At 72.4% G+C, this 20,192-nt stretch carries 22 protein-coding genes; 8 read left to right on the top strand and 14 right to left on the bottom strand.

What is annotated here, in order from left to right:
- Window positions 1-49 precede the first annotated feature (49 nt).
- Genes DFJ69_RS18990 through DFJ69_RS36210 form a run of 6 tightly spaced genes read right to left on the bottom strand, consistent with a single transcriptional unit; the run spans window position 50 to window position 5,761 of the window.
- The gene (locus tag DFJ69_RS18990; RefSeq protein WP_116023837.1) at window positions 50-934 is read right to left on the bottom strand and encodes a glycosyltransferase family 2 protein; all 885 of its coding nucleotides are present in this window, start codon (window positions 932-934) and stop codon (window positions 50-52) included.
- Window positions 931-1,758, bottom strand: a complete 828-nt coding sequence (locus tag DFJ69_RS18985) for a CDP-alcohol phosphatidyltransferase family protein (protein ID WP_116023836.1) — start codon at window positions 1,756-1,758, stop codon at window positions 931-933. Before DFJ69_RS18985 ends, DFJ69_RS18990 begins: the two co-directional genes overlap by 4 nt.
- Window positions 1,736-2,809 (bottom strand): iron-containing alcohol dehydrogenase family protein, encoded by a 1,074-nt coding sequence (locus DFJ69_RS18980; protein ID WP_116023835.1) that lies wholly within the window; start codon window positions 2,807-2,809, stop codon window positions 1,736-1,738. Before DFJ69_RS18980 ends, DFJ69_RS18985 begins: the two co-directional genes overlap by 23 nt.
- 3 nt (window positions 2,810-2,812) lie before the next feature.
- Window positions 2,813-3,544, bottom strand: a complete 732-nt coding sequence (locus DFJ69_RS18975; RefSeq protein WP_116023834.1) for a phosphocholine cytidylyltransferase family protein — start codon at window positions 3,542-3,544, stop codon at window positions 2,813-2,815.
- 28 nt (window positions 3,545-3,572) lie between these two features.
- Window positions 3,573-4,241: a DUF5941 domain-containing protein gene (locus DFJ69_RS36215; protein ID WP_281275873.1), complete on the bottom strand. Its 669-nt coding sequence runs from the start codon at window positions 4,239-4,241 to the stop codon at window positions 3,573-3,575.
- Complete coding sequence (locus tag DFJ69_RS36210) at window positions 4,238-5,761, bottom strand: CDP-alcohol phosphatidyltransferase family protein (RefSeq protein ID WP_116023833.1); 1,524 nt, start codon at window positions 5,759-5,761, stop codon at window positions 4,238-4,240. The genes DFJ69_RS36215 and DFJ69_RS36210 overlap by 4 nt, the downstream gene beginning before the upstream one ends.
- Window positions 5,762-5,876: 115 nt before the next feature.
- Between DFJ69_RS36210 and ispD the strand changes: the two genes are divergently transcribed.
- A complete protein-coding gene (ispD, locus tag DFJ69_RS18960) occupies window positions 5,877-6,569 on the top strand; it encodes a 2-C-methyl-D-erythritol 4-phosphate cytidylyltransferase (RefSeq protein WP_342769868.1) in 693 nt (230 codons plus the stop codon).
- Window positions 6,566-7,345 carry a glycerophosphodiester phosphodiesterase gene (locus DFJ69_RS18955; protein WP_116023831.1) on the top strand — a complete coding sequence of 260 codons (780 nt, stop codon included), beginning with the start codon at window positions 6,566-6,568 and terminating at the stop codon, window positions 7,343-7,345. The genes ispD and DFJ69_RS18955 overlap by 4 nt, the downstream gene beginning before the upstream one ends.
- Here DFJ69_RS18955 and DFJ69_RS18950 read toward each other — a convergent pair.
- Window positions 7,336-8,145: a hypothetical protein gene (locus DFJ69_RS18950; protein WP_147312361.1), complete on the bottom strand. Its 810-nt coding sequence runs from the start codon at window positions 8,143-8,145 to the stop codon at window positions 7,336-7,338. The two genes, DFJ69_RS18955 and DFJ69_RS18950, sit on opposite strands and share 10 nt — an antisense overlap.
- Before the next feature lie 61 nt (window positions 8,146-8,206).
- A complete protein-coding gene (locus tag DFJ69_RS18945) occupies window positions 8,207-9,244 on the bottom strand; it encodes a glycosyltransferase family 2 protein (RefSeq protein ID WP_116023829.1) in 1,038 nt (345 codons plus the stop codon).
- 331 nt (window positions 9,245-9,575) lie between these two features.
- Between DFJ69_RS18945 and DFJ69_RS18940 the strand changes: the two genes are divergently transcribed.
- Window positions 9,576-11,231: an LCP family protein gene (locus DFJ69_RS18940; protein WP_116023828.1), complete on the top strand. Its 1,656-nt coding sequence runs from the start codon at window positions 9,576-9,578 to the stop codon at window positions 11,229-11,231.
- Window positions 11,232-11,687: 456 nt separating this feature from the next.
- On the opposite strand, the gene DFJ69_RS18930 is transcribed toward DFJ69_RS18940, so the two are convergent.
- Entirely contained in the window at window positions 11,688-12,851 is a 1,164-nt protein-coding gene (locus tag DFJ69_RS18930) for a helix-turn-helix domain-containing protein (protein WP_211328658.1), read from the bottom strand.
- Between the two features lie 108 nt (window positions 12,852-12,959).
- On the opposite strand from DFJ69_RS18930, the gene DFJ69_RS18925 reads away from it, so the two are divergent.
- Window positions 12,960-13,346 (top strand): hypothetical protein, encoded by a 387-nt coding sequence (locus DFJ69_RS18925; RefSeq protein WP_147312360.1) that lies wholly within the window; start codon window positions 12,960-12,962, stop codon window positions 13,344-13,346.
- A gap of 17 nt (window positions 13,347-13,363) precedes the next feature.
- A complete protein-coding gene (locus DFJ69_RS18920) occupies window positions 13,364-13,639 on the top strand; it encodes a hypothetical protein (protein ID WP_147312359.1) in 276 nt (91 codons plus the stop codon).
- Here DFJ69_RS18920 and DFJ69_RS18915 read toward each other — a convergent pair.
- Together DFJ69_RS18915 and DFJ69_RS18910 are read right to left on the bottom strand one after the other, a co-directional pair.
- A complete protein-coding gene (locus DFJ69_RS18915; RefSeq protein ID WP_281275872.1) occupies window positions 13,624-13,917 on the bottom strand; it encodes a type II toxin-antitoxin system RelE family toxin in 294 nt (97 codons plus the stop codon). The two genes, DFJ69_RS18920 and DFJ69_RS18915, sit on opposite strands and share 16 nt — an antisense overlap.
- The gene (locus DFJ69_RS18910) at window positions 13,914-14,309 is read right to left on the bottom strand and encodes a type II toxin-antitoxin system Phd/YefM family antitoxin (RefSeq protein ID WP_116023823.1); all 396 of its coding nucleotides are present in this window, start codon (window positions 14,307-14,309) and stop codon (window positions 13,914-13,916) included. Before DFJ69_RS18910 ends, DFJ69_RS18915 begins: the two co-directional genes overlap by 4 nt.
- 46 nt (window positions 14,310-14,355) lie before the next feature.
- Here DFJ69_RS18910 and DFJ69_RS18905 point away from each other — a divergent pair, with 46 nt between their 5' ends.
- Complete coding sequence (locus tag DFJ69_RS18905) at window positions 14,356-15,141, top strand: phosphotransferase (RefSeq protein WP_116023822.1); 786 nt, start codon at window positions 14,356-14,358, stop codon at window positions 15,139-15,141.
- A gap of 158 nt (window positions 15,142-15,299) precedes the next feature.
- On the opposite strand, the gene DFJ69_RS18900 is transcribed toward DFJ69_RS18905, so the two are convergent.
- Window positions 15,300-16,469 carry an acyl-CoA dehydrogenase gene (locus DFJ69_RS18900; RefSeq protein WP_116023821.1) on the bottom strand — a complete coding sequence of 390 codons (1,170 nt, stop codon included), beginning with the start codon at window positions 16,467-16,469 and terminating at the stop codon, window positions 15,300-15,302.
- A gap of 79 nt (window positions 16,470-16,548) precedes the next feature.
- Here DFJ69_RS18900 and DFJ69_RS18895 point away from each other — a divergent pair, with 79 nt between their 5' ends.
- Together DFJ69_RS18895 and DFJ69_RS18890 are read left to right on the top strand one after the other, a co-directional pair.
- The gene (locus DFJ69_RS18895) at window positions 16,549-17,883 is read left to right on the top strand and encodes a UDP-glucose dehydrogenase family protein (RefSeq protein ID WP_116023820.1); all 1,335 of its coding nucleotides are present in this window, start codon (window positions 16,549-16,551) and stop codon (window positions 17,881-17,883) included.
- Window positions 17,884-17,919: 36 nt separating this feature from the next.
- Window positions 17,920-18,339: a CoA-binding protein gene (locus DFJ69_RS18890; protein WP_116023819.1), complete on the top strand. Its 420-nt coding sequence runs from the start codon at window positions 17,920-17,922 to the stop codon at window positions 18,337-18,339.
- Window positions 18,340-18,342: 3 nt separating this feature from the next.
- On the opposite strand, the gene purE is transcribed toward DFJ69_RS18890, so the two are convergent.
- Complete coding sequence (gene purE, locus DFJ69_RS18885; protein WP_116023818.1) at window positions 18,343-18,837, bottom strand: 5-(carboxyamino)imidazole ribonucleotide mutase; 495 nt, start codon at window positions 18,835-18,837, stop codon at window positions 18,343-18,345.
- On the bottom strand, window positions 18,834-19,997 hold the full coding sequence (locus DFJ69_RS18880) for a 5-(carboxyamino)imidazole ribonucleotide synthase (RefSeq protein WP_116023817.1): 1,164 nt from the start codon (window positions 19,995-19,997) through the stop codon (window positions 18,834-18,836). The genes purE and DFJ69_RS18880 overlap by 4 nt, the downstream gene beginning before the upstream one ends.
- Between the last annotated feature and the right edge of the window lie 195 nt (window positions 19,998-20,192).

Here is a 20,192-nt window from a genome sequence, read left to right as displayed (position 1 = left end):
TCGCCCAACGGCCTGACCGACCCCACCGGGGAACGCGTCCTGTCGGGGCTCAGATGATCGGGGGGCGGCCCGTTCGGGTCATCCGCCAGGCGGTGCGCCACGAGATGGGGCGGCGCGGGCCGGCGGGCCTGCGCCAGCCCTCGGCGAAGCCCTTGAACCACGATCGCAGGGCGGCGGGCCGGCGTTCGCGCAGCAGCGTCATCCCCACCCAGACGGCGCAGTAGGTCAGGGCGAGCGGCCACGGGAGGTTCCGGCGGGCGAGCCACACGCGGTTGCGGGCGTTGTAGCGGTAGAACATCGCGTGCCGGGTCGGCAGCACCGCCGGGTGGTACATCACCGCCGAGGCGTCGTACACGATCCGGTAGCCGGCGTTCATCGCCTGCCAGGCCAGATCGGTCTCCTCGTGGGCGTAGAAGAAGTCCTCCGGCAGGCCGCCCGCCGCGTCGAAGGCCGCGCGGCGCATCGCGCACGCCCCGCCCAGGAACGTCGTCACGGCCGAGGAGCGCTCGGGGTCGCCGGCGCGCAGCCGGGGCACGTGCCGCCGTTCGCCCCGGCCGCCCTCCGGGTCGCGGACCCGGAACGACACGATGCCCAGCGCGGGGTCGGCGGCGAACCGGTCCCGCAGATGGGCGCCCAGCCGCGGGGACCGGTACCACCCGTCGTCGTCCAGAAAGAGGATGATCTCCCCGGTGGACGCCTCCACCCCCCGGTTGCGTCCCGCCGGGATGCCGACGTTGCGGGGCAGCCGGACGACGGTCACGCGCTTGTCCTCGAAGACGTCGTCGTCTCCGGGCGTCCAGTCACCGGACACACCGTTGCCGACCAGGATCACCTCGACGTCGACGTCGTCCTGGTCGAGGGCGCTGCGCACCGCGCGGGCCAGTTCGGCGGGCCGGTTGCCCATGGTCAGCACGACGACCGACAGCAGACTCATCGCAGCCTCCGCGAGGCGATCACGCTGACCAGGTGCAACAGGGTCTGCACGGCCGCGACGGCGGCGACGGCCGCCGTCAGCACCCGGGTGACCACCGGGGTGTCGCCGGCCACCACCAGATCCAGCACGGCGGCGGCCACGATCAGCAGGGACAGCTCCACCGCCCCGATGATGCGGTGCAGGCGCAGCCCGGCGGCGGCCTGGCGGGCCAACGCCAGCCCCGCCGAACGGGGCCGCAGCGCCCGGTCCCCCGCCACGGGGTCGGCCGGCAGCCCGGACTTGGCGCGGGCCACCACCACGTTGTCGGTCTCCGCCTTGATGAGCGCGGCGCCGAGCGCGGCCACCAGCCCCAGCTCCAGCCAGCCGCCGGACTCCCAGTCGCCCTGCGCCCGGGCGCCGAGCCCGATCAGCAGCGCGACCTCCGCCAGGTAGTGGCCGATCCGGTCGAGGTAGACGCCCGCCACCGAGGTCCGCCGCAGGTAGCGGGCGACCTCCCCGTCCACGCAGTCCAGCAGCAGGTACGCCTGGATCAGCAGCGCGCCGCCCAGCGCGGCCCACAGCGGCCACCCGGGCGCCGAGACCACCAGACCCGCGACGATGCCGCTGCCCATCATCAGATAGGTGAGCTGGTTGGGGCTGAAGCCCATCCGCAGCGCCAGCCACGCGAAGTACGGCGACAGCGACCGCATGTAGAGCCGCCCGGCCCAGTGCTCCTCGTTCCGGCGATCCTTCAGCCCGGGGGGCTGGCCGAGCGCGCGGACGTCGGCGACCGTCGCGGTGCGCCGGGAACGGACCCTCTGCTCAGCCTCCGTAGGACCGGACATACTCCCCTACCGACTTGAGGGCGGCACTGTGGTCGAGCTCAAGACGTTCCAAGATCGTGTAACGGCCGGGGCGGGTCTGAGGGGCGAACACGACCGCGTCGGCGAACTGCTCCTCGGTCAGCCCGACGTCGCCGGGCAGCCGCGGCAGTCCGTGCCGTTCGAGGCAGGTCAGGATCTCGCCGAGCCGCTCCTCGCCGGAGCCCAGATGCCGGTCGCGCAGGTGGTAGCAGAACGCCGCGCCGATCCCGGCCAGCTCGCCGTGGTTGGCGGTCCCGGGGAACAACTGGTCGATCGCGTGCAGGATCTCGTGGTCGCCGCCGCTGGACGGCCGGGACGAGCCCGCGAACGACATCGCCATGCCCGACAGCACCAGGCCCTCGGCCAGCACCGTCAGGAACCGGTCGGACTCGATCGACGCGGGCTGGTGCAGCAGCGCCTCGGCGGCCGTGCGGGCCACCGTCAGCGAGAGTTGGTCCACCGGCTCGCCGCAGTCCTCGGCGGCCAGCAGCCAGTCGTCCGCCGCCGAGAAGTTGCTGATCACGTCGCCGATCCCGGCGCGCACCAGGCGGTCGGGCGCGGCCCGCACGTAGTCCAGGTCCACGATCATGGCGAGCGGCATCGCCACGCCGAACGAGCCCTTGCCCTTGTCGTGCTCCAGCGAGGCCACCGGGGAGCAGATGCCGTCGTGCGACAGGTTGGTCGCGACCGACACCATCGGGATCCCGGCCAGCGTCGCCGCGTACTTGGTGGCGTCGATGGTCCGGCCGCCGCCGATGCCCACGACCGCCTCGTACCAGCCGGAGCGGAGCTTGGACGACAGGGCGACGGCGGCGTCCACGGTGCCCCCGGCCACGTGGAACACGTCGCACGAGGTCAGGGACGGCTTCACCCGCTCGGCGATGGCGTCGCCCTGTCCCGGGCCCACCGCGATGGCCACTCGGCCCTCGGTGACGATCCGCCGGTCGGCCAGCAGCTCGCCGAGCGCGACCACCGCCCCGCGCCGTACCTCGACCGACAGCGGGGCGGGCAGCGACCGCATGAGCTGGGGCATGGGTCAGTACCCCTTGGCGATGCGCCGGGCCTTCTCCAGGTCGTCGTGGTTGTCGACCTCGACCCAGTCGACCGCGCCGATGGGGGCGACGGCGATGCGTCCGCCCCGGCGGACCAGCTCCTGGTAGCCGTCCTCGTAATAGAGGTCGGGGTCGCCCTCCCAGGTGGCCTTCAGCGCGTCGGCCAGCGGCGCGGCGGCCGACGGCTCGATCAGCGTGGCGCCGATGTACTCGCCGTGCGCCCGCGCCGGGTCCATGAGCTTGGTGATCCGCGCCAGGTGCCCGGAGTCGTCCAGGGTCACCTTCATCTCTTCGTCGGCGAGAGTTTTCACGTTGTCCACCGCGAGGACGATCTCGGGACCCCGGTTCGCAAGTAGTGTCTTTTCCACCCCAACGGGATGAACCGTGTCTCCATTGACCATGAGGACGCCCTTGGAGAAGTGCTCGCGCGCCAGCCACATGGAGTAGGCGTTGTTCCACTCCTCGGCCTTGTCGTTGTGGACGAGGGTCAGGGAGACGCCGTGGCGCTCCTCCAGCGCGGCCCTGCGTCGTTCCACGGCCTCCGCGCGGTAGCCGACGACGATCACGACATCGGTCAGCCCGACCTCGGCCAGGTTGCCGAGCGCGATGTCGAGGATGGTCGTCTCGCCGTCCACCGGCACCAGGGCCTTGGGCAGGCTGTCGGTGTACGGCCGCAACCGCCGGCCCGCGCCCGCCGCGAGCACCATTCCGATCACGCTGTGCCTCCCTCGCCGTTCGACCGGCTCAACTGGTCTCCTCGTCCTCGTCCAGGTCCACCTGCACGCCGCCGCCCCGATCGGCCCGGGCCCACGTCGCCACGCTCTCGACGCCGAACAGCACGCCGAGGTAACCGGCCAGCACGGCGTAGGCGAGCGACAGATGCCCGAAGAGACCCGCGAAGGCCGCCACGAACATCCGGCCCTCCCAGCCGAGCCCGGCCGCGAACACCCACCCGCTCGGCCACAGACGCTGCCGCGTCCGGTAGACGGTGTCGTAATGGTGGTAGGCGAGAACGGCCAGCAGCGCGTAGATCAGCGGCGCCGAAACGTCCTGCGCGAACCCCAAGACGGCCAGGTAACCATACTCGATGCCGCGCATGATGGGCGGGACAAGCCAGTCGACGCGTCCCCGATGGGGGTGCGCGGCCGACGGCCCGATCAGCAGCAACGCCACCAGCGGGGCGTACAGCACCGGAATCGCGCGTTCCTCGCCGCCCGCCACCAGGAGCAGCGCTGCGACGGTGATCGCGGCCACCACGGTGCCCGGCAGCGGGGTCAGCCGCCCCTGCGTCAGCCGACCGAACTGCTCGCAGATCGGCCCGTCGTCGCGGTAGGCCCGGAGCCGCTCGGCGCGCACCGCCGGGGCGGGCGCGGGGGCCGGGGCCGTCGTCGGCAGCGTCGGCAGGATCGTCATCGGGTCACCGACCTCAGCATCCGTCCGGACAGGGTGTAGGCGGCCGCCACCGAGCCCCAGGCCAGGAGCACGAGGAAGGTCACCCGGGCGTTCCAGAACGCGGTGGTCACCGAGACCACGGCGAAGCGCTCCCCGATCGGGAACACGATCATCTTCTTGGCCCAGTACGCCGGGCCCGAACCGGTCTTCGCCAGCAGCCGTTTGAGCAGGCCGATCGGTCCGCCGCGGCGGGCGGCCACCGCGCCCGCCGGGGGCAGCCCGTCGCCGGGCGAGGTCAGCGGGGTCACCGGCAGCGGCGCGGCGGGCGGCCTGCCGCGTGCCCCGAAGGAGAAGTCGATCATGTGGCGGCAGGTCTGCACGGCCATCGCCAGCACGGCCAGCGTCCACACGTCCCCGCCGTCCACCGAGCCCCCCGCCGCCGCGGCGGTCGAGCCGACCGCCAGCCCGGCGAACACCGCGTACTCCTTGGCACGGTCGAACGTGGCGTCCAGCCAGGCCCCGAAGGTGCTGAAGCGGCGGGTGTAGCGTGCCAACTGCCCGTCGACGCAGTCGAAGACGAACGCGAAGTAGTACAGCACCGCGCCCACGACCATGCCGGTGCGCGTGCCGGCGGCGAACGCGAACGCCGCGCCCACGGCGATGGCCATGGACAGCGAGGTCACCATGTTGGGGGTGAGCCGCAGCTTCGCGGCGAGCTTGGCGATGTACCGCGAGTAGGTGCTGACCGCGTACGTGGTGAAGAAGCCGTCGTTGCTCTTGACCGCCGCGCTCAGCCGGACCTTGTCCTCGTCGACGGCCTCCACGGCGCTCCGCGCGGCCCGCGCCTCCTCGGCGTCGTGGACCTGCCGGCACACCAGCGGCGCGGCCCCGAGCGCGGACACCCGTACGCCCGCGCGGACCAGCCCCACCAGCAGCAGGGCCGGGACGCCGGAGGTCCGGGGGACGGCGTCGGGCAGGGCGCCCGGAGTCTCCAGCAGGGCGGCGAGCCGCTCGGCGACCCGGGCCAGGGTGATCCGCCGGGCGGGGGCGACCCGCAGGGGCCCGCGGAAGACCGCGTTGGGGGCGGTGACCCGGTGGAAGCCGGACTCGGCGGACATCACCCGGCCGCCGCCCAGCCGCACCGCGGGGTCGGCGTCTTCTCCGCCGGTCGTCGTCTCGGTCACCGCGGTGGCCAGGTCGCGCTGCCGCCCGGAGAGCCGGATCAGCAGTTCGTCGTTGGCGACCGTGCCGCCCGGCACCAGCAGCACGGGCCGCGCGGCCTCGCGCGCCGTCCGGGCGATGGCCCGCAGATCCTCGACGGCCGACTCGGACTCGATCACCGTGGGGGCGACCGGGCCGACCGTCTCCGGATTCTTGCGCAGCAGGGTGGCTGTTTCGGGCCGGGCCACGATCCGGATGTCCGGTACGTTGAGCGAGGCGAGCTGGCCGAGCAGCCGATGCAGCAGGGTCGGGGCCTCGGGTCCGGTCCCGTACGGCAGGTCCGCGATCGGATCGGTCGCGAGGACTACCGCCACAGTCATCGGCACCTTCCAGCAACGTCGCAAGTCGGGGGGATTTCGGAAAGGCTCAGCGTAGCGGGTCGGACACCCCGCGGCGGGCCGGAAGAGACCTAGGGGAAATGTGAGAACGGTTGCGGTGGTCCTCGCCGGAGGCCTCGGTCAGCGGATCGGCTCGGCGACCCCCAAACAGCTCCTGGAGGTCGGCGGGCGGCCGATCCTGGCGTACGCCCCGGCCGCCTTCGACACCCATCCCGGCGTGGACGAGGTGCTGGTGGTGATGGCGCGCGGGCACGTGCCGGCCGCCGTGGAGATCATGTCCCGGTACGGCTTCGCGAAGGTCTCCCGGGTGATCGAGGGCGGCGCGACCCGCACCGAGTCCACCCTGGCGGCCCTCGGCGCGCTGGCCGACGAGCCCGACGACACCCGCCTGCTGCTGCACGACGCCGCCCGCCCGTTCGTGGACTCCGGGGTGATCGACCGCTGCCTGGCCGCGCTGGACGCCCACCGGGCGGTGGCCGTCGGCGTCCCCACCCCCGACACCGTCGTCGTGGTGGAGGACGGGCTGGTGCGCGCCATGCCGCCGCGGGACGCGTTGCGCCGCTTCCAGACGCCCCAGTGCTTCCGGATCGGCACCCTGCGGGAGGCGTACCGGCTGGCCGAGGGCGACCCGGGCTTCACCGCCACCGACGACTGCGGGGTCGTGCACCGCTATCTGCCGGACGTGCCGATCCGGGTGGTCGAGGGCGACGAGCGCAACCTCAAGGTCACCCATCCGTTGGACCTGGTGGTGGCCGAACATCTGGCCGCGCGCGCCGAGGAGGCGAAGTGATCTTCGATGGGGACCGGCCCGCCGTGATCGGGCATCGCGGCGCGGGCTCCGGGGACGTGCTGCTGCCCGGCTCGGCCGCCGCCGTCACCGAGAACACCGTGGACTCGATCCTGGGCGCGATCGACGCCGGGGCCTCCTGGATCGAGATCGACGTGACCCGGACGGCCGACGACGACCTGGTGCTGCGGCACGACCCGACCGGCGTGGACGGGGCCTTCCTGGTCGACCGGACCGCCGCCGAGACGGGCCTGCCCCGGCTGGTCGACGTGCTCGACGCGCTGCCCCCCGAGGTGGCGCTGGACGTGGACGTCAAGACGATCCTCGAGGACGCCGTGGACCCGCCCGCCCGGCGCACCGGCGCGCTGCTGGCCCCGGTGCTGGCGGCCGAGGCGCGACGCCGTCCGCTGCTGGTGACCTCGTTCGACCCGTCGCTGCTGATCGGGCTGCGGGAGGAGTTGGGCGCGGCCGTGCCGTTGGGCCTGTTGACGTGGCTGCGGTTCCCGCTGTGGCACGCGGTGGCCGCCGCCGCCGGGCTCGGCCTGGACGCGGTCGGGATGCACACCGGCTCGCTCGGCGTCGACCCGCCCGACACCCGGGTCCGTCCGCTCGACCACTCCGTCGACGTGGCGCACAAGGCGGGCCTCGAGGTGGTCGCCTGGTGCCCGGGGGCCCAGGACGCGCCCGGTTACGCGGAGTCGGGCGTGGACGCGATGGTCGTCAACGACGTGCCCGGCGTCATCGCCGCGTTGGCCGCGGAGGACGTCGCTCAGCCCTGAGGCGGGCCGCCTTGGGGGCCTCGGTTCCCGCCGTACATGCGGGTCCACTCCCCGGGCTCCTCATCGTCCGGGCCGCCCGTCCCGGGACCGGAACCGTGCCCGGGGCCGTGGGGCTGCTGCGGGCCGGGGCCCGGTGCGGGCGGGCCGCCGATCTGCCCCGGAACGGCCTCGCCCTGCGGCGGCCTGCCGGCCCCCGGAGGCGGAGGGCCCGGGTCGTACGGCGGCGGCGCGGGAGACCCGCCGGGCTGCCGCCCGGGCGGCTGGTGGGACCCCCACTGACCGCCGGGCGCGTTCTGGGGCGCGTGCGGCGGAGGCGGGGGCGGCGCGTACGGCGGGCGCGGGGGCGCTCCGGAGGGCGCGGTCGAACGCCAGCGGGACGGCGGCAGGGAGGCCACGAGCAGCGCGACGCCGACGATGCCCAGCAGGCCGTAGGCGCTCGCGATCTCATAGCCGCGGCCGAGGTCGCCGCCCCGATGCGCCAGATTCTCGAACGACCACCGGGGCGAGAGCAGCCACGGCAGGTTCACCAGGGCGAGCAGCGCCCCGGGGATCGCCGAGCCCAGGGGCGAGACGCGCGACCCCGCCAGGGCCCCGACCGCGATCGCCGCCGCCGTCAGCGCGGCCGCCGCGATCCAGCGGTCCGAGAACTCCGCCCGGATCACCACCCGGGACAGGCGTTCCACGCCGAAGACCAAGAGCCCGCCGATCACGGGCGTCAGGATCAGCCCGACGACGCCGCCGAGCGCGTGCCGGGCGCCGTTGGACATCCCACCGCTGCGTACCGGTCCCTGATTGCTCATCCGCCGCCTCCACCCGTCCCGTTGAACGCAGGCTAGCCGGAAGGTCGGCGTGTGTCTCGGATCAGCGGCGCGGCGGCGCGGGCTGGCCGAGCCCGGGCGGGCTCGTCAGGAAGCCGATCCCCCACGAGACGTGCATGGTCGCGTACACCATCGGCAGCCGCATCAGGGCCGGCAAGGGCAGCCCGCGCCCGGTCGCCAGGCTCCCGCCGACCATGATCACGGCGACGTAGCCGCCGGGCAGCAGCCAGCCGGGCCAGAAGCCCAGCGCCCCCGCCACGGCGCCGGCCGCCATCGCGACCACCGCCAGCGGCGGGGCCAGATAGCGCAGGTTCAGCGTGCCCTGGTGCTCGCGTCCGACCACCCGGCGCCAGCGGCCGGTGTGGAAGTACTGCCTGGCCAGCGACCGCAGGTCCGGCCGGGGCCGGTAGGTGACCCGCATCCGGGGGGTGAACCAGACCAGCCCGCCGGTCTGGCGGATCCGGTGGTTCATCTCCCAGTCCTGCGCGCGCACGAACGTCTCGTCGTAGCCGCCGACCCGGTCCAGCGCGCTGCGCCGGAAGGTGCCCAGGTAGACCGTCTCGACCTCGCCGGCCTCGCCGCCCGTGTGGAACCGGGCGGCCCCGACGCCGATCTTGGACGTCATGGCGCGGGCCACGGCCTTCTCGAACGGGGTGACACCCTCGGCGGCCATCACGCCGCCGACGTTGTCGGCCCCGGTCTCCTCCATGGTCTCCACGGCGGCCCGCACGTAGTCGGCGGGGAGCAGCGAGTGCCCGTCGACCCGGACCACGATGGAGTACTGGGACGCCTTGATCGCGATGTTCAGGCCCTGCGGGGTGCGGCCCGTCGGGTTGGCGACGACGATGACCCGGGGATCCCCGGCGGCCAGCTTCTCCGCGATCTCCTGCGTCCGGTCCCTGGACGGCCCGACCGCGAGCACCAGCTCCAGCTCGCCGGGGTAGTCCTGGTCGAGGATCGCCTCGACCGCGTCGGCCAGATGCCGCTCTTCGTTGAGCACCGGCATGACCACCGACACCGCCGGCCAGGTGCGGTGGTCGGCGCCGGGCTCGGCGCTCTGCGCGTGGGGTGACGGATTCATCTGAACTCTCGGGGACGAACCCGGCCCTGCCGGGTCAAGCCGCTACCTCTCCTGATCTTGCTTGAGCCATCGGGCGACCTGCTCTCGCCCCACCGGACGGCCGGCACCGAACGTAACGCGTCGATCGGTTCCTCCTGCGCGGGGCTGCCGGCGGACGGGCCGGGGACCCGGGCCGAGGCCCGGATGCGCACGGCCTCCCGCCGGGGAGAGGTCAATTCGGCGCCACGTTACTCCAAGGACACGAAGTGGAGGTAGCGAACGCAGCGGTGTCGACCACTTTAGGGTGGGGACATCCGCGTCAGGAAACGCACGGACGAGGGGGCGACCAGTCATGCCCGACGAGGGCGACTCTGATCCGATCGAGCGCTATTTCCGCCCTCGCCCGGAAACGCCGGCCGGGCCCACGGGCCCCATGGGCCAGGCCGAGGCCGATCCGCCCGGCGAGGGCGTCACCGTGGACGGCGTGCCGGCGCCGCGGGTGGCGGTGGAGACGCCGCGCGGCCCGCGCCGTCCCCGGGCCGCCCAGCGCCACCGCTCGGCGGTCAACGCCCGGCGGCAGCGCCGGTTCCTCATGGTCACGGGCGCCATGTCGGCGTTCGTGCTGCTCGGCTCGGGCGGCGCGTGGGCGTTCCAAAACTACGTGACCGACACCCTCGGCAAGCTGAAGATCGAGGGTCTGGGCGGCGACGACGGCGGCCCGAAGGGGGCCATGACCATCCTGGTCGCCGGGGTGGACCGCCGAGAGGGCCTCACCCCGGAGCAGCTCAAGGCCGCCAAGCTCGGCCGGCACGAGGGCGAGCGCTCCGACACGATGATGCTGGTCCACGTCTCCCGCGAGCACGACCGGATCTCGTTGATCAGCCTGCCCCGCGACTCCCTGGTGACGATCCCGTCGCACCGCTCCAACGGCTCGGAGGGCGCCAAGGGCACCCTCGTGCCGTCCCGTCAGGGCAAGCTGACCTGGGCGTACCAGTTCGGCGGCCCGGACCTCACGGTCTCCACCATCCGGCGCGCGACCGGCGTGTCCATCGACCACTACATCGAGGTCAACTTCTACGGCTTCGTCAACATGGTCGACGCGCTCGGCGGCGTGGACGTGTGCGTCGAGGAGCCCGTTCACGACCGCAAGAGCGGCCTGCGGCTGCCCGCCGGCAAGACCCACGTCGACGGGTTGAGGGCGTTGGCCTTCACCCGGGCCCGCTACAACCTCACGGGCGGCAGCGACCTGGGCCGCATCGACCGTCAGCAGCAGTTCATGGCGGCCCTGATGAAGCAGGCCCTCAGCAGCAAGACCCTCAGCGACCCGGTCAAGTCCACCCGCTTCCTGCGGGCCACCCTCAAGTCCCTGCGGGTGGACGAGGACCTCGCCGAGAACCTGCCCGAGCTGGCCGACCAGATGAAGGACCTGTCCCCCGACGACGTCACCTTCGTCAAGATCCCGCTGGTCAGCGACAACCACATGACACCGATCAACGGCTCGGCCCCCCAGTCCACCGTGCTGTGGGACTCCCGCGGGGCGGCCTCGGTCTTCGCCAAGATCCGCCGCGACGAGTCGTTCACCAAGCCCAAGCCCAAGCCGACCGCCTCCCCCACCCGCGACCCCAACGCGCCCACCGTCCAGCCGCAGGACATCAGCGTGGTCGTCCGCAACGGCGTCGGCACCCGCGGCCTGGCCGCCCGCGCCGCCGGCGACCTGAAGGAGGTCGGCTTCCGCACCCTCGTCCCGCCCGGCGTCGCCCGCACCGGCCTGCGCAACACGCACATCCAGTACGGCCCCGCCAACGCCGACGCCGCCAAGACCCTGGCCGCCGCCCTCCCGGGCGCCAAACTCAAGGAGAAGAGCTCCCTGGGCGACACCATCCAGATCATCGTGGGGGCCGACTGGAACGGCGCCGAGCGCGTCGAGTTCCCCGACCTCCCCGGCGCCACCCCGTCCCCGGGCTCGGGCCCCCAGACCTCCACGGCATCCCAGAAACTCTGCAAGTAGCGGCTCAGCCCGACCGGCCGACGCGGCGCTCGACCTCCTCGAAGACGTCCGCGTCGGTCTCCCGCCGCCACTATGGGAATCGGCTCGTGGCTCGCCATGCTGGGAAGCATGGAGAAGTCACCATCAAGGAACAGCGGTCGCGGACGTAAGCGACCCGCCGTCCGCGGACCGACGACGAATGAGCGGCTGGAGGAGTTGGAGCATCGGATCAACGTGCTCATCGAAGCCCAGGTCAAGACGATCCAGTTGCTGTCGGACATCAGGGATGCACACCGCGCTGATATGGAGGCGGTCCTGGAAGTTGTCCAGCGCGCGTACGGGCTGGTCCCGCCCCCGAGGGCACGACCAAAGCGGCGCAGGCCTCGCCACCTGCGGCCCGTGGACCCGGAACCGTAGCCGGGGATGAAGTCCTCCGTCCCTTCCTCGGGGCCGCGAAGGGCCACGTATGGAGAGCCGCTAGCTCGACAAGTCCTGGGCTCGGACGCGCGCGTCGCGGTATTCCATGGTCCACTCGGCGCCCTGCTGATCCGGTGGAAGCGACTCGAGCCCGATCGTCAGGCGTTCGGCGGCCGCCACGTGCTCGCCGAGGGCCGAGAGCGCCAGGCCGAAATTCAGGTGGTGGAAGTCCGGCGTGAGCCAATAGGCGGTGTCGGGTGGCAGCGCACGGGCCGCCTCGTCCGCCAGAGCGGACGCCTCGTCGAGCAGCCGCCGGGCGGTCACGGCCTCGCCCAGCAAGGCGTATCCCTGTGCGGCCTGGATGGCGTCGCCGAGCCGTTGGGCAGGGTGCGCCCCGGGGGTGTTGTACGCGGTGAGGAAATGCCGAACGATCGCCCTCGGACGTCCCTGCCGGCGCGCAAGGTAGCCCTTGAAGTTCGCGGCCTGCGCGGCGAGGGTTCCGTCACCCGCATCGTCGGCGAGTTCCTCCGCGTCGGTCAGCAGGCGCACGGCCGGCGCGACGCTGCCCATCTCGGCATGAAGCCATCCGTGGAACTGCACCCACTCGCCGGCCACGGGCGCGAGCGCCTCCCGAACGCGGCCGCGCGACTCACGCAGCAGGCGCGTCACGGTCTCGGCTTGCGCCGCCGTGGCGGCCAGGATCGCGGCGGGACCCACGACGTCGTCCAGTCGGCGCTGAGCCGCAAGGATGGCGGCCAGGGACTCGACCACGGTCGGATCCGTCCGGAGCGGCCGGGCGACGGCGAGGGCGAGGCGCTCCTCGTCGTCGGGGGTCATGTCGCCGTTGAGTCCTGCGGGCCGCCAGAGGAACGACGGTGACTCGAACGGCCCGTCCTCGTCCATGCCGGGCGGTCTTGGGTTCTGCTCGGTGTTCAACAACTCATCCAGCTCGTCGTACGTGACCTGAAGCAGCTCACAGAGCCTCTCCAGGTGGTACGGCTGGGGGTCGCACTGGCCTCGTTCCCAGCGGGCGATCGTGGAACGGTCGGCGTGCAGGGCTTCGGCCAAGGACTCCTGGCTGAAGCCGAGCTTCCGGCGGCGCCGTGCCAGGCGAGCGCGGCGTCCTGCCGCCATCGGGCCTCCCGCGATGCACTCGTCCTCACCGAGCGTCGTGTCTTCCGACGTCAGCGTAAGCGGTGCATCGACGACACAGCCCGGATGCACCAGAGATGCACCATTCACGCCTCAATGGTGGGCCGCGAACGCCCTGGGCCGCAGCCAAGCGGTGCGGGTTCTCTTGGAGCGTCACAAGCCACCGACCAGGGAGTTCCCATGCCCAGCCATCGCCGGCCCCGACGCCGGATCCGTGACCGCCGGGTGCCCTTCGACGCGCCCACCGTGGACCACGTCGCGGACTCGGTCCGACACCTGGAGAGTCTCCGTTCCGCGATCAGCGACACCGATCCGACACTCTTCGCGCGCCCGGTCCACCGGTCCGGCCGTCCGCCGTCCCTGCACGTCAACAACCCCGAGGCGGAACGATTCGCGGAGGACATCGGCGTACGACCGGAATCGGCCGGGGAGCCCGGCCGGTTCGTGTGGTCATGGGGTGAGGTGATCACCCCGGTGACCACGCCGGAGATCGCGGCCGAACGCATCCGCACCGTCCTGGCCGCACGCAATGACATGCCCACCCGGCGTACACGGCCGACGCCCTGACAACCCTGGAGCGACCGATGACACCGCATCAGGGGTTGCCGCCGTGTTCCATGGTGATCACCTCGGGCGGGCTGCTCGTCGTCAAGATCGCGAGCATGGGGGACGACCTGTACGGGCTGGTCGCCTCTGTGGCCGACGACGGCTCTCCGCGCTACTGGGGCACGTGGACGTCTTCCTGCAGCGCCGTGTATCTGCCCCATCGGGACTACCGGCCGCTGGTGGAGCGGCGGCGGCCGGAGGCGCTCGTTCCGCGTTCGGTGTGCTCGCCGCGACCGTGTCAGCGCATGCGGTAGGCGTCGGCGCGGTGTGAGAGGGCGGTGACTTCGATGATCACCTTGCCATCGTCGATGAGGTACAGCACGCGGTACTCACCCCGTCGGGCGCTGTACTGCGGTGCGAGCGGCTCCACGAGGGGCTTTCCGACGCGGTGCGGGTTGTCGGCGAGCGGGCCGTGAATGAACTCCCAGCAGGCGGCGGCGATCTTCTCGGGCATCCTTTGGAGCGCCCGCGCGGCGGCGGGGCGCAGGGTGATCTCATAACGCCCGCCGTCGGCGGGCGGAGCCTCGGTCACTCGGCGACCTCACGGTGCCGGGCGATGATCGCCTCCAGGGCGGTCATGCACACCTCGTCGGGGATGCCGCTGGCGTGCATCTCGGAGATCACATCGGCCTCGTCGCCCAGGTCGATCCCCTCGGCGCGAGCGGCCATGATCGCGGCCATCTCGTCGCCGGTGATGTGGCGCCCGGCTTCGCGGTCGGCGTGCGACTGGACCACGGCCTGCATGAGCGTCGGGTCGGACAGCACCTCGATCGTCTCCATGATGGCCTCGAAGTCGTCATCGGCGATCACCACGACGGCGGGCCGACCGTTGCGGGTCACGCGGATGCGCTGGTGGGTCCTGACGGCCTCCTCGACCAGGCTGGAGAACTGCTGCCTGGCCTCGGCCACGGGAAGGGTGGTCATGTACAGAATTATAGCCAACCCCCGACGGATTGAACGGGTGAGGTGGATGCGGGTGCAGTTGGCCCACGCCGCCGAGCTCCTCGGGGTGGCCGCTCCGGCGGACGCCGATCAAGTCCTGGGAGTGCGAGGTCGGACGTTGTCGGGGCCGGTCGGGGACTCGTACTGGTTGCGGGTGATCGCCGTCGCCGAGGGACAGGATCGCGGGCCGCTGTGGATGGGGCCGTTGCTCGCTCCGTCGGTGGTGGGGTTGCGGCGGCCGGGGCTGCATTCCGTCTGCTCGTGGGGGCGCGACGGGCAGGTCGTTCGGGGGGAGTTGTGGGAGCGGGTGCGGGAGCCGGTCTGCTCGCCGCACGAGGCGCTCACGGTGGCGCCTTCCCTGGGCGAAGGGTGGTGGGACGGGCTGGAGGCGTCTCTGACGGCTCTGGCGGGGCATTCCACGGAGCGGGTGCCGCGCACGCAGGAGCAGATCACCGCGGCGATGCGTCGGGCGTACGGGCCGGGGGTGCCCACGCAGGTCGAGCGGTGGGTGACACAACACGGGGATCTGCGGTGGACCAACGTCACCAACGGCGAGGACGGCGGGCCGTTCCTGCTCGACTGGGAGTTCTGGGGGGCGGCGCCCGCCGGTACCGACGCGGCGACGCTGTACTGCACCAGCCTGCTCGTTCCCGAGGTCGCCGCGCAGGTGTACGAGCGATGGCGCGAGGTGCTCGAAAGCCCGGACGGGCGGCTCGCGCAGCTCTGCGTGTGCCTCCAGTTGCGTCGCCACCGCGACGTGGGAGCTCTTGAAGGGCCGCTTCGCGTTCTGGCTCGGAGGTTGGTCGGGGAGTGAGGCTCAACGGGGCCATGGAGCGGGTCGGAGTGCGCCTTCGAGCGTGGGTTCCGCGTCGCCCGCGGACGGGGAACGACGGAGCCCCGGGATGATCGCTGAGCGGTCGGTGGGGCCGTTCGGCGGTCGTCCCGGGGCTCCGTGGGTCGGGGCAGGGGGAATCACTTGAGGATCTGGCGGGCCATGACCATGCGCTGGATCTGGTTGGTGCCCTCGTAGATCTGGGTGATCTTGGCGTCGCGCATCATGCGCTCGACGGGGAACTCGCGGGTGTAGCCGTAGCCGCCGAGGAGCTGGACGGCGTCGGTGGTGACCTCCATGGCCACGTCCGAGGCCAGGCACTTGCAGGCGGAGGAGACGAACGTCAGGTCGGGGACCTTCTCGCCCAGCATGGCGCGCTCGGACTTGATCGCGGCGTGGTAGGTGAGCTGGCGGGCGGCCTCGATCTTCATGGCCATGTCGGCGACCATGAACTGGATGCCCTGGAAGTCGGCGATGGCCTTGCCGAACTGCTTGCGCTCCTTGATGTACCCGACGGCGTAGTCCAGGGCGCCCTGGGCGACGCCGAGGGCCTGGGCCGCGATGGTGATGCGGGTGTGGTCGAGGGTGGCGAGGGCGGTCTTGAAGCCGGCGCCCTCGTCGCCGATGAGGCGGTCGGCGGGGATCCGGACGTCCTCCAGGATGACCTGGCGGGTCGGGGAGCCCTTGATGCCGAGCTTCTTCTCCTTGGGGCCGAAGGACACCCCGGGGTCGGACTTCTCCACGACGAAGGCGGAGATGCCGCGGGCGCCGGCGGCGGGGTCGGTGACCGCCATGACGGTGTAGTACTCCGAGACCCCGGCGTTGGTGATCCACATCTTGGCGCCGTTCAGCACCCAGTGGTCGCCGTCGCGCACCGCGCGGGTCTTCATCGACGCGGCGTCGGACCCGGCCTCGGCCTCCGACAGGGCGTACGAGAACATGGCCTCGCCGCGGGCCATCGGACTCAGATACTTTTTCTTCAACTCCTCGGAGCCGGACAGCAGCACCGGCACGGAGCCGAGCTTGTTCACCGACGGGATCAACGACGAGGACATGCACACCCGCGCGACCTCCTCGATGACGATCACCGTGGCGAGCGCGTCGGCCCCGGGGCCGCCATAGGACTCCGGGACGTGCACGGCGTGCAGGTCGTTCGCGACCAGCGCGTCGAGGGCGTCCTGGGGGAACTCGCCGGCCTCGTCGACCTCGGCGGCATGCGGGGCGATCTTGGCTTCGGCGAGCTCACGGACCGTCTGGCGCAGGAGCTCGTGCTCCTCGGACGGGGCGTATGCGGGATAGTCGAGGCTCATACAGTGAATGCTACCGATCGGTAAAGATGCCCGGTCGGGCGAGGGACGCGTCAGGCGGCCCGTGAGGGAGGGAGTTGCCTTGGCCCACCGTCTGACGGTGATCGGCACCGGTTACCTGGGTGCCACGCACGCCGCCTGCATGGCCGACCTGGGGTACGAGGTCCTGGGACTGGACGTCGACAAGGACAAGATCGACCGGCTGTCGTCCGGCGACCTGCCGGTCTACGAGCCGGGCCTGGAGACGGTGCTGCAGCGCAATCTCGCCAACGGGCGGCTGCACTTCACCACCTCCTACGACGAGCTCGCCGAGTTCGGCGACGTCCACTTCGTCTGCGTGGGCACTCCGCAGCAGCAGGGCGAGTACGCGGCGGACCTGAGCCACGTCGACGACGCGGTGGCCGCGCTCGCACCGAGGCTGGACCGCCGCTGCCTGGTGGTGGGCAAGTCCACGGTGCCCGTGGGCACCGCCCAGCGGCTGGCGACGCGGCTGACGCAGCTCGCCCCGGCGGGCGAGGAGGCGGTGCTCGCCTGGAACCCGGAGTTCCTCCGCGAGGGCTTCGCCGTCCAGGACACGATGCACCCCGACCGGATCGTGATCGGCGTGCCGGGCGACCCGGGCGCCGCCGCCTGGGCGGAGGAGACGCTGCGCGAGGTGTACGCGCCGATGATCTCCGAGGGGTCGCCCTTCATCGTGGCCGACTACCCCACGTCCGAGCTGGTCAAGGTGTCCGCGAACGCCTTCCTGGCCACCAAGATCTCCTTCATCAACGCGATGGCCGAGGTCTGCGAGGCCGCCCACGCCGATGTGACGAAGCTCTCCGAGGCCCTCTCCTACGACGACCGGATCGGCGGCAAGTTCCTGGGCCCCGGTCTCGGCTTCGGCGGCGGCTGCCTGCCCAAGGACATCCGCGCCTTCATGGCCCGCGCCGGGGAGTTGGGGGTCGACCAGGCCCTGTCGTTCCTGCGCGAGGTCGACGCGATCAACATGCGCCGCCGGATCCGCATGGTGGACCTGGCCCGCGAACTGCTCGGCGGCTCGTTCATCGGCCGGACCGTGGGGGTCCTGGGGGCGGCGTTCAAGCCCAACTCCGACGACGTCCGCGACTCCCCCGCCCTCGACGTGGCGGCCACGATCCGCTCCCAGGGCGGCAAGGTCACCGTCTACGACCCGCAGGCCCTCGACAACGCCCGCCGCGCCCAGCCGTCCCTCGCCTACGGCGACTCGGCCCTTGACGCCGCCCGCGACGCGCACGTGGTCCTGCTGCTCACCGAGTGGGCCGAGTTCCGCGACATGGACCCGGACGCGCTCGGCGCCGTCGTCGCCGAGAAGAACATCGTGGACGGCCGCAACGCCCTGGACCCCGAACGCTGGCGTGCCGCCGGCTGGAACTACCGCGCCCTGGGTCGCCCCTGACGGAAGCAAACCCCCGCCCGCGCGGTTGCACCGGACATGGGTGACCGATACGCGGATCCGGAAGTGATCACTCGACTCCTGGACGAGTCGCGGACGTGGGCGTTCGTCGGCCTGGCCGACAGCCCGGGCAGAACGGTGCACGACCAGGCGCGGCGGCTGCGGGAGCGGGGCAAGCGGATCGTGCCCGTGCATCCCGACACGGCGCCCGTGTTCGGCGAACGGGCGTACGCCTCCCTGGCGGAGATCCCCGAGGACGTGACGATCGACGTGGTGGGGGTCTATCGGCGCTCGGAGTTCGCCGGCGCCGTCATCGACGAGGCGATCGCCCGGGGCGCCGGCGCGGTGTGGCTGCCGTTCGACGTGATCGACGAGGCCGCCGCCGAACGGGCGCTGGCGGCGGGCCTCGACGTCGTGATGGACCGGTGCCCGGCCGTGGAGTGGGCCGCGCGGCACTGAGCCCTAGAGCGAGTCCCGCAGGCGGGCGCCCTTGGCCTTGGCCTGGGCGTACAGGTCCTGTTGGAAGGCCGTCATCCGCGTCCGAAGGGCCTCGTCGGAGGCCGCCAGGATGCGGACGGCCAGCAGCCCGGCGTTGCGGGCGGCGCCCACGGCGACGGTGGCGACCGGCACGCCGGCGGGCATCTGGACGATCGACAGCAACGAGTCCATGCCGTCCAGGTACTTCAGCGGCACCGGCACGCCGATCACCGGGAGCGGGGTGACCGAGGCCAGCATGCCGGGCAGGTGGGCCGCGCCGCCGGCCCCCGCGATGATCACCCGCAGGCCGCGGGAGGCGGCCTCCGAGCCGTAGGCGATCATGTCGTGCGGCATCCGGTGCGCGGAGACCACGTCGGCCTCGTAGGGCACCTCGAACTCGTCCAGCGCTTCGGCCGCGAGCCTCATGACGGGCCAGTCGGAGTCGCTGCCCATCACCACGCCGACCAGCGGTGCCGTCATCGCGTCTCCTTCATGGCGGGGCCCGAGCGCAGGTACTCGGCGGCGTGCCGGGCGCGTTCCAGGACCTCGTCGAGATCGTCGCCCATCGCCGTCACGTGGCCGATCTTGCGGCCCGGCCGGACGTCCTTGCCGTAGAAGTGGACCTTCACCGCCGGGTCGTGCGCCATCACGTGGATGTAGCGCGGGTACAGGTCGGGGTCGTCGCCGCCGAGCACGTTCGCCATGACCGTGTACCGGGCGGTGGGCTCGGTGGAGCCCAGCGGCAGGTTCAGCACGGCGCGCAGGTGCTGCTCGAACTGGGAGGTGCGGGAGCCCTCGATCGTCCAGTGCCCCGAGTTGTGCGGGCGCATCGCCAGCTCGTTCACCAGGACGCCGTCCTCGGTCTCGAACAGCTCCACCGCCAGCAGCCCGACGACGTCCAACCGGGCGGCGATGTCGAGGGCGAGGCGCTGGGCCTCGGCGGCGAGGTCGTCGTCCAGGCCGGGGGCGGGCGCGATCACCTCGTGGCAGATGCCGTCCCGCTGGACGGTCTCGACCACCGGGTACGCGGCGCCCTGCCCGTACGGGGAACGGGCGACCAGCGCGGCCAGCTCGCGGCGGAACGGGACGTGCTCCTCGGCCATCAGCGCGACACCCTCGTCGACCAGGCGGTCCACCAGCTCGGCGGTCGCGGGGCCGGCGTCGGGGAGGATCCACAGGCCCTTGCCGTCGTAGCCGCCCCGGGTGGCCTTGAGCACGACCGGCCAGCCGGTCTCACGGCCGAACGCCTCCAGCGCGGCGAGCGCCGTGTCGGCGGGGATCGCGGCGAACCGGGGGCAGGGGGCGCCGGCGGCGCTCAGCCGTTCCCGCATCACCAGCTTGTCCTGGGCGTGGAGCAGCGCCGCCGAGCCCGGCCGGCAGGCCGTCCCGTCCTCCTCCAGGGCCCGGATGAACGCGGGCGGGACGTGCTCGTGGTCGAAGGTGACCACGACGCAGCCCTTGACGAAGCCGCGCAGATCCTCCAGGGAGGTGTGCTCGCCGATCCGGACGTCCGCGCAGACCCGTGCCGCGGAGTCCTGCGGGGAGGCGGCCAGCACCCGGAGCTGCGCACCGAGCCCGATCGCGGCCTGCTGGGTCATCCGGGCCAGTTGCCCGCCCCCCACCATGCCCACGACGGGCATCTGACCAGGTTCTCTCACATCGGGAAGGCTATCGGCCCCACGGGAGTGAACGTCGCGGGCGGGCCGGGCGTCTAAGGGATGGGGGCGCTCACAGGGGGCAGGGACCCTCGGTGTCGACCGAAGCACCACGCTTCAGACACCACTGCCGCATCATGCCTCTATTCTCGTTGTGCCGGAGAACCCCCGTTGCCCCGT

Origin of the sequence: Thermomonospora umbrina (assembly GCF_003386555.1) — a bacterium.
Lineage (GTDB): Bacteria > Actinomycetota > Actinomycetes > Streptosporangiales > Streptosporangiaceae > Thermomonospora > Thermomonospora umbrina.
This window is presented reverse-complemented; position numbering and strand designations above follow the sequence as displayed.